Here is a 13,572-nt window from a genome sequence, read left to right as displayed (position 1 = left end):
GGCGTGGCGACGCAGTCGCCACGCCGCTCCGGCGTTTCTCCGCAGGGACCAACGGCGAAGTTTGGTCTAGACCTTGACAGGTCCAGACCATTTCGGTTCAGTGGCGGTAACCCGTCGCCCCCCCCACCACCGCGACGACTCCCCCCACTCAAGGAGCAGTTACGTGATACGTGCGCTTCGCCGCCGGGCCCTCTCCCTCGCCACCGCCGCCGCCGCGACCCTCGGGCTCGCCGTCGCCCTGCCCGCCTCCCCCGCCGCCGCGGCCCCCGCCTGCGCCGGGGCCTGGAGCTCCTCGGCCGTCTACACCAACGGCATGAGCGCCTCGTACGGCGGCCACAACTGGCAGGCCAAGTGGTGGACCCAGGGCGAGACCCCCGGCACCACCGGTCAGTGGGGCGTCTGGTCGGACCAGGGCGCCTGCGGCGGCGGGGGCGGCCAGGACCCCGACCCGGGCACCGGCGACCCGTCCGGATTCGTGGTCAGCGAGGCCCAGTTCAACCGGATGTTCCCGAACCGGAACCCCTTCTACACCTACAACGGCCTGGTGGCGGCGCTCTCCGCGTACCCCGGATTCGCCCACACCGGGGACGACACGGTCAAGCGGCGCGAGGCGGCGGCCTTCCTCGCGAACGTCTCGCACGAGACGGGCGGGCTGGTCTACATCGTGGAGCAGAACACCGCCAACTACCCGCACTACTGCGACGCCTCCCAGCCCTACGGCTGTCCGGCCGGCCAGGCCGCGTACTACGGCCGCGGCCCGATCCAGCTGTCGTGGAACTTCAACTACAAGGCGGCCGGCGACGCCCTGGGCATCAACCTGCTCGCCAACCCCTACCTGGTGGAGCAGGATCCGGCCGTCGCCATGAAGACGGCGCTGTGGTACTGGAACACCCAGAACGGCCCCGGCACGATGACCGCGCACGCGGCCATGGTCAACGGGGCGGGCTTCGGCGAGACGATCCGCTCCATCAACGGGGCCCTGGAGTGCAACGGCGGCAACCCGGCGCAGGTGCAGAGCCGGGTCAACGCCTACCAGGCCTTCACCCAGATCCTCGGGGTCACCCCGGGCGACCGGCTGAGCTGCTGACCGGCCCGGCCGCCTCAGTGGCCCCGTAGCGCCGTGGCCAGCTGGGCCCGGGAGCGGACGTCCAGCTTCTGGTAGATCCGGGTGAGCCGCGCCTCGACGGTCTTGACGCTGAGGAACAGCTTCGCCGCCGCCTCCTGGTTGCTGGCACCCCCGCCGACCAGCATCGCGAGGCGGGCCTCGGCGTCGGTCAGCGCCGCCACCCCCGGGTGCGGGGCTCCGGCGGCGGGGGCGTCCTCGCGGGCGAGGCCCAGCCAGGGCTTCGCACCGGCCCGCTCGAACACCTCGGCGGCCTCCCGCAGGGCGGCCCGGGCCGGCGCCCGGCGGCGGCGCCGGCGCTCCACCCGGGCCAGCGCCAGCAGCGTACGGCCCCGCTCCAGCGGCAGGCCGAGGGCGTCGAAGCGCCGGACGGTGTCCTGGAGCAGGGCGACGGCCGGTTCCGCTTCGCCGCCCGCCGACAGCGCGAGCCCCCGGGCCCGGTCCAGGGCGGCGAGGACCGGGGTGCGCCCCAGCGAGCGGGCGACGGGGGTGACGGAGTCGAGGAGGGCGACGGCGGCCGCGGGGTCGTCGGCGGCGACGAGGGCCTCGGCGAGCTCCCCGTGCCAGCGCAGGATGGAGGGGTCGACCACCTGCTGGGCCGCCTCCAGTTCGGCCACCCGGCTCAGGGTGGCCACCGCCTTCGCGGCCTCCCCGGTGGCCAGTTCGACGGTGCCGAGGGCGTACAGCCCGCGGGACAGGAAGACCTGGTCGTGCTCCTCCTCGGAGGCCCTGATGCCGCGTCGGGCGTAGGCGGCGGCCCGGGCGAAGTCGCCGGCGGCGGCCTCGGCGGTCGCGGCGACGTACCAGGCGGGGCCCGGGGAGAGGCCCGCCTCGATGGTCAGCTCCAGGGCGCGGCGGGCGTGCGCGGCGCCCGGGACGCAGCGGCCGCGCCGCAGTTCGACCTCGGTGAGGCTGCGCAGCACCTCGAAGACGTCCTCGGCGGAGCCGGTGCGCTGGACGGCGGGCAGCAGGACCAGGAGCTGACGGCGGGCGTCGGCGAGGCGGTCGTCGAAGAGGGCGTGGCGGACGGCGAGGTACTGGGGCGCGTTGCGCATGCCGAGGGGGACCTCGGGGGCGGGCAGGGCGAGGGCCCGGGCCAGGATCTCCTCGGCGTCGGGGTCGGCGAGGATGCGGCCCATGCGGGCCCGCACGGTCAGGGCCATGGCCTCGGCGACCTGGTCTCCCCCGGCCTTGGCGAGGGCTCCGGCCTCGGCGGCGGCGTCGCGGGAGCGGACGGGGTCGCCGTCGCTGAGGTTGTGCTTCCAGGCGATGCGCAGCTGTACGGCGGCCAGCAGGGAGGGGTCGTCGGCGGCGTCGGCCTCGGCGCAGGCGAAGGCGAAGGTCTCGTCGAGCGCGGCGAGGGCCTGCCCGGCGGCGTCGATCACGGCGAGCCGGGCCCGTACCCGCTGGGCGGGCGAGGCGTCGCGGGCGAGGACGGCGCGGGTGGCCCGGCGGGCGAGGTCGGCGCGGCCGGCCCAGCCGGCGTCCTCGGCGGCGCCGACGAGCCGGGCGAGTTCCTCTCCGGGCAGGGCGGCGGGGGTGCGTTCGGCGGCGAGCAGCCCGAGTTCGGCGGCCAGGGCGCGCTGGCCCCGGCGGCGGCAGGCGTCGGCGGCCCGGGTGATCGCGTCGGCGAGTTCCGCGTCGGGGGTGTCCACGGCCAGCGCGCGGTGGCGTACGGCCTGGACGGGGTCGTCGACGGCGGCGGCGAGCGCGGCGTGGCCGGCGGAGCGCTCGGGCCAGCCGGCGTCGGCGGCCAGGACGGTGGGCAGGGCGCCGGCGGTGAAGGCGACGGCGCCGTCCTCGCCGACGGTGACCAGCGCGGCCCGTTCGGCCTCGGCGAGTTCCGCTTCGGCGTCGGGGCGGCCGGCGCGGCGCAGCAGGGCGGTGGTGGGCCGGGCGGCGAGGGCCGCGAGGAGGAGGGTGGGGCGGGTCCGGGCCGGGGCTTCGGCGAGGAGGCGGCGGGCGACGTCGCGGGCCTGGCCGGAGACGGGGAGGGGGTCGGCGTGGTGGGCGTGGCCGCCCTGGACGCCGGCGGCTTCGGCGAGGGAGTGGCCGAGTGCGAGGGCGAGGCGGGGGTTGCCGCCGCTGGCCTGGTGGATGCGGCCGGCGAGGCGGGCGGGGAGGCCGTGGCGGAGCAGGAGTTCGGCGACCTCGTCGGCACCGAGCGCGGGGACGCGGACGGCGGGGGTGCCGGGGCCGCAGAGGGCTTCGGCGGCGGGGGCGCCGCCGTGGGCGCGTTCGGCGACGAGGACGCGGACGCGGGGCGGGGTCAGGCGCAGGGCGAAGCGGAGCAGGTCGCCGCTCTCGGCGTCGAGCCACTGGGCGTTGTCGAGGAGGAGCAGGACGGGGCCGGTGGCGGCCAGGGTGCGCAGGACCTCGACGAGGGCCAGGCGCAGGGCGACGTGGTCGCGTCCGGCACGGGGGGCGTCGGCCTCGCGGCGCAGCAGGGCGACGGCGGCGCGCTGGGGTCCGGCGAGGCGGTCGAGGGCGCAGGGCGGGACGGAGGCGAGGAGGGCGGCGGCGGAGGCCTCGGGTATGTGCCGGTCGGCGGCTTCGGGGGCGAGCCGCAGGACGGTCTCGCGGCGGGCTTCGGCGGCGGCCGCGACGGCGTGGGCGACCTCCGTCTTCCCGGCTCCGGCGGGGCCGGTGAGGATGGCGCGGGCGTGTGTGGCCAGCGCACGGCCGACGGCCTCGATGAGTACGCCGTGTCCGACGTTGGTGTCAGGGTTCGCCGTCGCCGCCACGCACAGCCACCCGCCTTTCGCTCCCCGGTCCGCGCTTCCTGTGAGACGCGACAATACGAGGTCGGCCCCCCGGCGGACCCGGATTGTGACGCAGAATTCAGTCGGGCGACAGGAATGTCCCGCGGACCTGCCGGTACGGGAGGTATCGGCAGGTCCGCGGGCTGGGTTGGTCCGTACTATCGCTCCGTCAGGCCGGAGGTGGGGGACTCCGGCGGGAGCGCGGACCCGGGAGTGGACCGAGGTGGCCCGGCGGGGATCAGAAGCCGAGGCTCCAGGAGTCGATCTTGCCGGTGTCGCCGCCCGCGTTGTCGTTCACGCGCAGCTTCCAGGTGCCGTTCGCGACCTCCGAGGAGGCGTCGACGGTGTAGGTCTGGTTGATGTTCGCGGTGCTGCCGCCGGCCCGGTTGTGCAGGGTGTAGACGGTGCCGTCGGGGGCCACGAGGTCCACCTTCAGGTCGCCGATGTAGGTGTGGGCGATGTTCACGCCGACCTTGAGGGCGGCCGGGGCGTTGCCGGTGACGCCGGTGACGGTGATCGGGCTCTCCACCGTGCTGTTGTCGGCGATGGCGTAGTCCGCGGTGTTCTCGAAGAACGGCGTGGCGGGCGTGGAGGTCACGGCGTTGACGGTCGCGGCCGCGTCGGCGAGGCCGGCGCCGCAGCCGCCGGTGCAGGTACCGGCCAGCGGGCGGGCGTTGGCCTTGATGGCCGCCTCGACCTGGGCCGGGGTGAGGGAGGGCTTGGCGGCCACGAGGAGCGCGGCGAGGCCCGCGATGTGCGGGGCGGCCATGCTGGTGCCCTGGTACGGCTTGTAGATCTCCGCGCCGGGGGTGGTGGTGCCGTTGTTCAGCGTGGAGAGGATGCCGTTCTCGGGCGTGGTGACGGTGCCGGGCGTGTCGGTGGCGCGGCGGGTCTCGCCGCCGGGGGCGGAGACGTCCACCTTGGCGCCGAAGTTGGAGTAGAAGGAGCGGTCGCCGGTGCGGTTGGTGGCGGCCACGGTGATGACGTTGTTGCAGCTGGCCGGGGTGAAGGAGCTCGCGTCGGCGTTGCTGTTGCCGGCGGCCACGACGACGGTGGTGCCGCGGGCGACGGCCGCGTTGATGGCGTTCTGGTAGCTGGAGCTGCAGGTGCCCGAGCCGCCGAGGCTCATGTTGATGACCTTGGCCGGGGTGGGGTTCGCCGGGACGCCCGCGACGGTGCCGCCGGAGGCCCAGGTGATGGCGTCGACGATGTCCGAGGTGGCGCCGCCGCACTTGCCGAGCACGCGGACGGGCTGGATCTTCGCGTTGTACGCGATGCCCGCGACGCCCTTGCCGTTGTTGGTGGCGGCGGCGATGGTGCCCGCCACGTGGGTGCCGTGCCAGGAGGAGTCGCTGGCCTTGGAGCCGGTGCCGCACTCGCCGGCGGCGCTCCAGTCGCCCTGGTCGGCCGGGTTGTTGTCGCGGCCGTTGCCGTCGCGGGCGGCGGTGGAGTCGGAGATGAAGTCGTAGCCGGCGACGATGTTGGGGGCGACGTCGGAGTGGGCCACGTAGCCGGTGTCGATCACGGCGACGGTGACGCCGGAGCCGGTGGTCTTGTCCCAGGCGGCGGGCACGTTCATGCCGGCGGTGGGCTCGAAGAGGTCCCACTGCTTGGCGTACTCGGTGTCGTCCGGGGTGGCCATCGCGTAGGCCCGGGAGTCCGGCTCGACGTAGGCGACGTCCGGGTCCGCGCGGAACTGCTCGATCAGCTTGGCGGCGTCGGCCGGGGCGGTCGCACCGCCCAGGTTGACGAGCGCGGCACCGGTGCCCAGGCGGCGGTCGAACTTCGCCTTCTTGCCGGCCTTCTCGCCCTTGGCGGTGGCGTCGGCGGCGGCCGCGGTGTTGGATCCGGCCTCCGGGGCGGAGGACTTGTAGCCGACGATCAGGTGCTCGACCGGGGCGGCGGCGGGGGCGGCCGGGGCCGCCGCGTTCGGGAGGGTGTGGGCGGCCGGGTCGCTCGCGGGGGTCACGGCCACCGCGGCGGTGGCGGAGCCTGCGAGGAGGGTGACGGACATGGCCACGACGGATATGAGCCGTCGTCGGGGTGCGTGCACGGTGTTCCCCTTTACGGGCCGTTTCCGGGCAGGCCGGAGCGGCCGGTGTGTGCGGTGTGGGAGGTGGAACCGGCGCCGCGGGACCGGGAGGGCTGGTCATACCGCCCCGGCCGCCGCCGCGCTCCTGTCGCCCGGCCGCAACGGCGAGGCTGGGCGACAGCGTGTACCGGCGCTCCCGCCACCGCGTCCGGCTTCACACCATGTGGGGTTGGCGCGGGGGCAGTTCGGGGGGCGGGAGATCGCCGGTGGGCAGACAGTAGGCAAAGCGCGGGTGAACCCGATACGGGGAAAACCCTTGTCCGGACCCTGGTGAACCCTGTGGGACCCCTGTGAAACACCTGTGCAACGCGCACGCAACACACCCGTCGTCGCCGACGCCCCCGGCCCCGGGTTACTCGGGGTTGCCGCGCGGGTGGAGGGCCCGGAAGTAGGTCCAGCTGGTCTCGTTCGGCTCGGTCCACTTCTCCGGGGCGCGGGCGAACTCCGGATGGCGTCCGGCGATGTAGGCGCGGGTGCGCTCGGGGACCTCGGCGTAGGAGCCGAGCTTGGCCCCCCGGCAGTGGAAGGTGAGGCCGCCGGGGCGTTGTCCCTGCTCCATCCAGGGGAGCCAGGGGGACATGCGCGTCCAGGACATGGTCGCGGGCACGCTCGGCGCGCCGCCCGCGAGGGCGGCGGCGGGGGTGAAGAACTGGAAGAGCTCCAGGGCCCGGTAGGTGTCGTCGGCGGAGTGGAGGGGGTAGTCGGCGACGGGCAGCGGGGAGGGGTAGGCGAGGGGGATCTCCAGGCTGAAGCAGACCTGGTCGCCGAGTTCGGTGCGGGGGACGGGGAAGGGCCGCAGGCGCAGGTTGGCCGGATCGTTCCAGACGTGGACCACGGGCTTCCCCTGCCAGGTCTCCAGGATCTCCCGAGTGGCGGGGTCGAGGTAGAAGGCCGCCTCGCGCGTCAGGAGCCGGTAGCCGCCCTCCTCCTCGTCGGCGAGGAGCCGGGAGACGTTGACCCCTTCGAAGCCGAAGAGGCGCCGGTAGGGCTCGCCGGGGGCCCAGGAGTGGACGTCGCCGCTCCACCCGTAGACGACCTCTTCTCCGTCGAGGGAGGCACGGGTGCGGGCGAAGTCGCGCAGGAGGTCGTCCGGAGTCATACGGAGAACTCTGTCCGGTCCCCGCCGCGCCGGGCAAGCGACCCGCGCGCCAACTCCCGTCCGGCGCGCGACCTCTACGAAGGCGCGGGGCGCCCTTCGTACGGTCGCCCGGTTGACGGTCGTACGCGTCACCGGCGACCGTGACCGCCATGGGGAACCCCGAGGAACGCCGGCTTCCGCTGCTGCTCGCCTGCCTGGTCCTGTGCCTCGGGCTGGCCGCGGCCGTCCTGGGCGCCGCACGGGCCGCCGGATCGGGGCCCGCCGCCGCGGCGGGACCGTACGTGGACCTGCGCCGGGTGCCGCCCGGGCCGGCCGGGCCGGCGCCCGGGCCGGGGGCCTCCACGGGCACGGTGACGGTGGAGTGCGGGCGCGACGAGGAGGGCCACTGGAACGAGGACAACCTGGTGGTCTCGCCCGGGGTGCGGGCGGGCGCCCACCACACGCACGCGTACGTGGGGAACCTGTCCACGGACGCCCTGTCGACGGACGCCTCGCTGGCGGGGGCAGCCACCAGCTGTACGGGCGGCGACCGTTCCACGTACTACTGGCCGGTCCTGCGCCGCACGGACCAGCCCGGGAGCGGCCCGCACGAGGGGGCGGCCGGGCACGGCAACGCGGGCGAGATCCTGCGGGAGGCCTCGGTGCGGGTGGAGTTCCGGGGCAGTCCGGTGAGCGCGGTGGTGGCGATGCCCCGGTTCCTGCGGGCGATCACCGGCGACGCCGTCGCGTACACGGCGGGCGGGGGCGCCGGGGTCCGGGCCCGCTGGGGGTGTTCGGGCCTGCCGGACCGGTCGACCACCGGCTACCCGCGCTGTCCGGCCGGTGAGCTGGTCACCCGTACGCTGGTCTTCCCCAGCTGCTGGAACGGCCTGGACACCACCGCCCCGGACCACCGCTCCCACCTGCTGTTCCCCTCCCCCGGCGGGGTCTGCCCGCAGGGCACCTTCCCGGTGCCCGAGCTGCGGGTGTCGCTGGCGTACGCGGTGGCGCCGGGGGTGCCGCTGGCGCTGGACTCCTTCCCCGAGCAGCGGCACAGCCCGCTCACCGACCACGCGATGTTCGTGAACGTGATGACCGAAGAACAAATGGCCGGGATCGTCGGCTGCCTCAACGAGGGCCGCACCTGCCGGACCTGAGTGACGCAGGTCACGTGAACCGCCGCCGCGCCGGGGGCGTGTTCCGACCGCACCTGGTGGAAGACGTGAGGCGGACGGAGAGCGTGAATGGCCGGACCACTGTGGCCCCGCGCGCGGCGGGGCTCGACCGACGAGGCACTGATCAGGGCGGTCTACGAGGAACACGGCAACGCCCTGCTCGCGTACGCCACCCGGCTGACCGGTGACCGGGCCGCCGCCGAGGACGTCGTCCAGGAGACCCTGATCCGGGCCTGGCGGCACGCCGAGGTGCTGGTCAACGGGAAGGGCTCGGTGCGCGGCTGGCTGCTCACGGTGGCCCGCAACATCATCACGGACCGGTACCGGGCCAGGGCGGCCCGGCCGCCGGAGGTCTCCGGATCGCAGGCCGTTCCCCCGGTGGAGGGCGACCACGCGGACTCCGTGGTGGACACGGTGACGGTCCTCGGCGCCCTGGACCGGCTCTCCCCGGAACACCGGGACGTGCTCACGGAGTTGTACTACCGCCAGCACAGCGTCGCGGAGGCCGCGGACCGCCTGGGCATTCCGGCGGGCACGGTCAAGTCGCGCTCGCACTACGCGCTCAAGGCCCTGCGCGCGGTGTTCACGGACGGCGGCGCCGACGGGTTCGGCGTGGACAGACGATCAGGCCGGCCGCCCCAGCAGCCCGGCGGACTGCGGGAGGTGGTGGCGTGAACGCGCCGAGGCACGAGGAGGAGCTGCTCGGACCGTACGTGCTCGGCGTCCTGGACCAGGAGGACGTACGGCGCGTCGAGGAGCATGTCGGCGACTGCCTGGGATGCCGGGAGGAGGTGGCCGCGTTGCGCGAGATGGAGGCCGTCCTGGGCGAGGTGCCCGAGGAGGCGTTCCTCGACGGGCCGCCGCAGGGCGGCGACCTGCTGCTCCAGCGGACCCTGCGGCAGGTGCGCGGCGAACGGGCCGCGCGCAACCGCTGGCGGGGCGCGGTGGCGGGCCTGGCGGCGGCCGCCTCGCTGGCGGCCGTGTTCTGGGCCGGGGCCCGCCTCGGCGGGGACGCCGGGACCGGCGCCGCGCTGCCCCCGCCGCCGTCGCCGAGCGCGTCGGCCGCGCCCTCGCCGCCGGCCGGCACCAGGGTGGCCTCGGCGACGGATCCGGGAACCGGAGCGCGGATGACCGTGCAGGTGACCCCGGCGGCGAAGTGGGTGCGGGTGCGGGCGGCGGTGACCGGGGTGCCGGCCGGGGAGCGGTGCCGTCTGGTGGTGGTCTCCCGGGACGGTACGCGGTCCACGGCGGGCGGCTGGGTCGTCGGCACGGCGGAGCACGGCGAGGGCAGGGGCGCGGCCCTGGACGGCTCGGCGGCCGTGGACCCGGCGGACGTCAAGGCGGTGCTGGTGGAGAACGAGTCGGGGCGGACGTTCGTGTCCGTGCCGGTGTGAGGTGCGGGGCCCCGCCACGGCGGGGCCCCGCACGGGCCGTCAGGGGTTGTGGAAGCGGACTTCGGGGGCGTCGGCCCGGGGGCCGTCCAGCACCGGCCGGGGCTGCCCCTTGAGGTGCCGGTCGAAGAAGGCGGAGACGTAGGTCCGGGTCAGCTCCAGGGCGCGGGCGCCGGGCAGCGGCGCGTCCGGGTGGGGGACGCCGAGCTGGTCGCGCAGGGCCGGGTAGTCGGTGGGGCCGAAGTGGTCGGTGCCGTCGAGGGTGATCCAGCGCTTCCAGCCGTCGAAGTCGGCCCACATCGTGGACCAGTTGGTGTTCTGGCCGCTGCCGGGCACGCTCGCGGCCGAGCCGAGCAGCATGAAGGGGCGGCCGCCGATCCCGGCGGCCGGATAGGGCTCGGGCAGGCCCCCGTCCATGTTCAGGCCCGCCCTGATCCGCGGGTCGGCCGCCATGGCGGTCAGGGCGGCCGACCCGCCGATGGAGTGGCCGCCCATGGCGATGCGGCCGGGGTCGATGAGCCCGGCGTGGCGCCAGGCGGGACGGCTGCCGGTGAGGCGGTCCAGCAGGAAGGAGACGTCCTGGGCGCGGACCTCCGCGACGGCCTCGTGTCCGCCCGGCCCCCGGGTCTGGTCGCAGGCCAGGCAGGTGAGGATCCGGCCGCCGGGGAATGCGGTGGCGGCGCTCTCGTAGGCGTGGTCGACGGCGGCCACGACGTAGCCGCGGGAGGCCAGGTCCTCGGCGAGCGAGGTGAGGGTGGCGCGCGGGACGGTGAAGCCGGGCGAGAGGACGATCAGCGGGTAGCGGCCCTCGGCGGGGCGGGCGCCGGCGCGCGCGTGGGCGCGGGTGGCGGCGAAGGCGGCGGGGTCGACGATCCGGTCGAGTCCCTTGTCGGCGAGGATCAGCCGGGCCTCCTCGGTGCTCATGTAGGGCGCCGGGGCCCGGCCGGTGCCGCGCCGCGCCGGATAGCGCAGGGTGACCATCAGTTCGCGGGGGCCGGTGTGGGCCCAGGGGTCGGTGCGGCCGCGGTCCACGAGGTGGAGGTCCTCCGAGCCGACGGCGAAGCGCCCGGTGGGGGCCGGCAGTACGGGCCCGGCGGTCCGGGTGTCCGCGGCGGCCACGGGCGCGGCGGAGGCGGCGGAGGCCGCGAGGAGCGGGGCCGGGAGCAGGAGGGCGAGTAACGCCGCGGCGGCCGCGGTACGACGTGTGGTGTTCATGCCGGAGACGCTATGCGGCCGGAGTCCGGGGCTCGTCGGACCGGAGGCTGACGTCCGCCTCCGTCTGCGGTCGGAGCCGCCCTCCCCGGGAAGTCGTACGGGCCGCTCCGGCCCGGCCGCCGGGGCGGCACACAGGGGCCCGGGGAGATGTCCGGTTCCCGGGCCCCTGTGTGCCGCCCGGTCGCGCCCGCCGGCGGCGTTTCCCTCCGCCGGTCAGGGGTGCAGGCGTACCGGCAGGTCGAACAGGTCGTTCTGGGTGAGGACCGGCTTGTTGCGCAGTTCCGCTCGCGGTACGGCGAGGGACAGCCCGGGGAAGCGGGCGTAGAGGGCCGGGAGGGCGACCAGGGCTTCCAGGCGCGACAGGGCGGCACCGGGGCAGACGTGGGGGCCGTGGCCGAAGGAGATGTGCCGGTTCGGGGTGCGGGTGACGTCGAAGGAGCCGGCCGTCCCGCCGTGCTGGGCCTCGTCCCGGCCGAGGGCGCCGAAGGAGACGATCAGGCCCTCGCCCTCGGGCAGGATCCGGTCCCCCACCTCGATGTCCTCGGTGGCGAAGCGGATCAGGACGTGCGAGGTGGGGGTGGCCCAGCGCAGGGTCTCCTCGATCACGTTCTCCCAGGGGACCTCGCCGGAGAGGACGAGGGCGCGCTGCTCGGGGTGGGTCTCCAGGGCGACGACGGCGTTGACGATGAGGCTGATGGTGGTCTCGTGGCCGGCGGCGACCATCAGCTGGAGGGTGTTGGTGATCTCCTCGGTGCTGAGGCGGTCGCCGTCCTCGGAGGCGGCGATGAGGGCGCTGGTGAGGTCGTCGCCCGGGGTGGCGCGCTTGGCCTCGACGATGCGGGAGAAGAGCGCGCCGAGGTCCGCCATCATCTGCGGGACCTCCTCCGGCGGGGTCTGGGTGGAGAAGAACTTCTCGAAGAGGGTCTTCAGCCGGGGGTGTTCGGCGGCGTCCACGCCCATCAGCTCGCTGATGACGTTCATCGGCAGCGGGTAGGCGAAGGCCGCCTTCAGGTCGACCGTCTCGCCGGCGGGCAGGCCCGCCAGCTTGTCGAGGGACTCCTCGGTGAGGGCCTCGATGCCGGCGCGCAGCTTCTCGACGCGGCGGGCGGTGAGGGCCTGGGCGACGAGGGTGCGCAGGCGGCGGTGCTCCTCGCCGTCGACGGTCAGCATGGAGCGGCCGGGGTTGGCGAGGCCGATCAGCGGCCAGTCCGCGGGGATCTCGCCGCGCCGCCAGGCGCCCCACACGTCGATGTCCTTGACGACCCGGGGGTCGGTGAGCAGGGCGCGCGCCTCGGCGTGGCGGGTGACGGCGTACACGCCGACGCCGCCGGGGAGGACGACGCGGACCAGCGGGCCGGCGGCGCGCAGGGCCGCGCTCTCGGCGTCGAGGTCGGTGACGAAGGGGTCGAGGGTGATCGGGGCGGCGCCGGTGTGGTCGATCGGGCAGCTCATCGGTGGGCTCCAAGCGCGGGGGTCGGGGTGTAGGTCACGGGGAGCGCGGTCAGGCCGCGCAGCCAGGGCGAGGGGCGCCGGGTCAGGGCGGTGGCCGGTCCGTCGAGGTCCACGTCGGGGAGGCGGTCGAGGAGGACCTCGATGCCGGTGCGGGCGATGACCTCGGCGACCTCCTGGGCCGGGAAGGGGCAGCGGTGTTCGCCGTGGCCGAAGGAGAAGAAGGCGTTGTTCCCGCCGGTGAGGGCGCCCGCGTCGGCGCGTACGTGGGGGTCGCCGTTGGCGGCGGCGAGGCCCAGCAGGACCAGGTCGCCGCGGGCGATGGCGCGGCCGGCCAGTTTGGTGTCGCGGGTGGTCCAGCGGCCGGCGACGTTCTGGGTCGGGGTGTCCTCCCAGAGCACTTCGTTCATGGCCTCGCCGACGCTGTGGCGGCCGCCGGCGAGGGAGGCGGCGAAGCGGTCGTCGGTGAGCATCAGGCGCAGCGAGTTGCCGATCCAGTCGGCGGTGGGCTGGTGGCCGGCGGCCATCATCACCATCAGGTCCTGGGCCACCTCGTCGAGGGTGAACCCGGCCGTGTTGGCGAGCATCCGGGAGGCGACGTCGTGTCCGGGGACCGCGGCCTTCGCGGCGAGCAGCGCGTACATGGACTCGCCGAGGTGGCGCTGGCCCGCCAGGGCGCCCTCGCGGCCGTTGATCATGTCGTTCATGGCGGTGACGAGGCCGGGGCCCTGCTCGTCGGAGAAGCCGTAGAGGCGGGCGAGGACGCGCAGCGGCAGGAGCATGGCGTACTCGCCGACGATGTCGCAGGCGCCCCTGCCGCAGAGTCCGTCGATCAGCTCGTCCGCGAAGCGTTCGGCGTGGCCCTTGAGTTCGAAGGGGTCGACGGACTCCAGGGCCTCGCTGATCACGGCGGCGCGCTCGCGGTGGCGTTCGCCGGTGGTGTAGAGGATGGAGGGCTGCTTGCGGCCGATCATCGGGAGCAGCGGCCAGTCCGCGGGGATGCGGTCCCACTGGTTCCACAGGTCGGAGTCCCGGGAGAAGAGCTGCGGGTCGCTGGTGACCTGGTGCAGTTCGCGGTAGCCGAGGACCAGCCAGGCCGGGACGTCCCCGTCGAGGACGACGGGGGCGACGGCGCCGTGGTCGCGGCGCATCTCCCGGTACAGCTCGGCGGGGTCGCTCTGGAAGCGGGGTCCGCCGAGGTAGACGGGCCGGGACTCGGGGGTGGTCACTGCGTGGGCTCCGGGAGGGTGCGGGGGACGGCCGTCCGGTGGAGGGCTCTGGTCTCGG

Annotated in this window: 10 protein-coding genes; 4 read left to right on the top strand and 6 right to left on the bottom strand. The window is 75.2% G+C overall.

The window, feature by feature from the left end; translation table 11 throughout:
• Positions 1–163: 163 nt before the first annotated feature.
• Positions 164–1,087, top strand: a complete 924-nt coding sequence (locus tag ABT403_RS36635; protein ID WP_344168092.1) for a glycoside hydrolase family 19 protein — start codon at positions 164–166, stop codon at positions 1,085–1,087.
• 14 nt (positions 1,088–1,101) lie between these two features.
• Here ABT403_RS36635 and ABT403_RS36630 read toward each other — a convergent pair whose 3' ends face one another.
• The 3 genes from ABT403_RS36630 to ABT403_RS36620 all read right to left on the bottom strand — a co-directional run bounded on the left by ABT403_RS36630 (position 1,102) and on the right by ABT403_RS36620 (position 7,076).
• Positions 1,102–3,867, bottom strand: a complete 2,766-nt coding sequence (locus tag ABT403_RS36630) for a helix-turn-helix transcriptional regulator (protein WP_344168095.1) — start codon at positions 3,865–3,867, stop codon at positions 1,102–1,104.
• A 256-nt stretch (positions 3,868–4,123) separates the two neighbouring features.
• Entirely contained in the window at positions 4,124–5,899 is a 1,776-nt protein-coding gene (locus ABT403_RS36625) for a S8 family peptidase (protein ID WP_344168432.1), read from the bottom strand.
• A gap of 430 nt (positions 5,900–6,329) precedes the next feature.
• Complete coding sequence (locus ABT403_RS36620; protein ID WP_344168098.1) at positions 6,330–7,076, bottom strand: DUF1838 family protein; 747 nt, start codon at positions 7,074–7,076, stop codon at positions 6,330–6,332.
• A gap of 149 nt (positions 7,077–7,225) precedes the next feature.
• Here ABT403_RS36620 and ABT403_RS36615 point away from each other — a divergent pair, with 149 nt between their 5' ends.
• The 3 genes from ABT403_RS36615 to ABT403_RS36605 all read left to right on the top strand — a co-directional run bounded on the left by ABT403_RS36615 (position 7,226) and on the right by ABT403_RS36605 (position 9,624).
• Entirely contained in the window at positions 7,226–8,212 is a 987-nt protein-coding gene (locus ABT403_RS36615) for a DUF1996 domain-containing protein (protein ID WP_344168101.1), read from the top strand.
• Positions 8,213–8,299: 87 nt separating this feature from the next.
• Positions 8,300–8,905: a sigma-70 family RNA polymerase sigma factor gene (locus ABT403_RS36610; protein WP_344168104.1), complete on the top strand. Its 606-nt coding sequence runs from the start codon at positions 8,300–8,302 to the stop codon at positions 8,903–8,905.
• Complete coding sequence (locus ABT403_RS36605; RefSeq protein ID WP_344168107.1) at positions 8,902–9,624, top strand: zf-HC2 domain-containing protein; 723 nt, start codon at positions 8,902–8,904, stop codon at positions 9,622–9,624. Before ABT403_RS36610 ends, ABT403_RS36605 begins: the two co-directional genes overlap by 4 nt.
• 39 nt (positions 9,625–9,663) lie before the next feature.
• Here the strand turns inward: ABT403_RS36605 and ABT403_RS36600 are convergent, their stop codons facing one another.
• The 3 genes from ABT403_RS36600 to ABT403_RS36590 form a co-directional block, all read right to left on the bottom strand.
• Positions 9,664–10,836: an alpha/beta hydrolase family protein gene (locus tag ABT403_RS36600; protein ID WP_344168110.1), complete on the bottom strand. Its 1,173-nt coding sequence runs from the start codon at positions 10,834–10,836 to the stop codon at positions 9,664–9,666.
• 213 nt (positions 10,837–11,049) lie between these two features.
• Positions 11,050–12,288 (bottom strand): cytochrome P450 family protein, encoded by a 1,239-nt coding sequence (locus ABT403_RS36595; protein WP_344168113.1) that lies wholly within the window; start codon positions 12,286–12,288, stop codon positions 11,050–11,052.
• Positions 12,285–13,514, bottom strand: coding sequence for a cytochrome P450 (locus ABT403_RS36590; RefSeq protein ID WP_344168116.1), 1,230 nt, complete (start codon positions 13,512–13,514; stop codon positions 12,285–12,287). The genes ABT403_RS36595 and ABT403_RS36590 overlap by 4 nt, the downstream gene beginning before the upstream one ends.
• Between the last annotated feature and the right edge of the window lie 58 nt (positions 13,515–13,572).

The organism is Streptomyces sp. NPDC000075, from assembly GCF_040301925.1.
GTDB classification, from domain to species: Bacteria; Actinomycetota; Actinomycetes; order Streptomycetales; family Streptomycetaceae; genus Streptomyces; species Streptomyces polychromogenes.
Note: the sequence above shows the minus strand (reverse complement) of the source record. Positions and strands in the feature narration are given on the sequence as shown.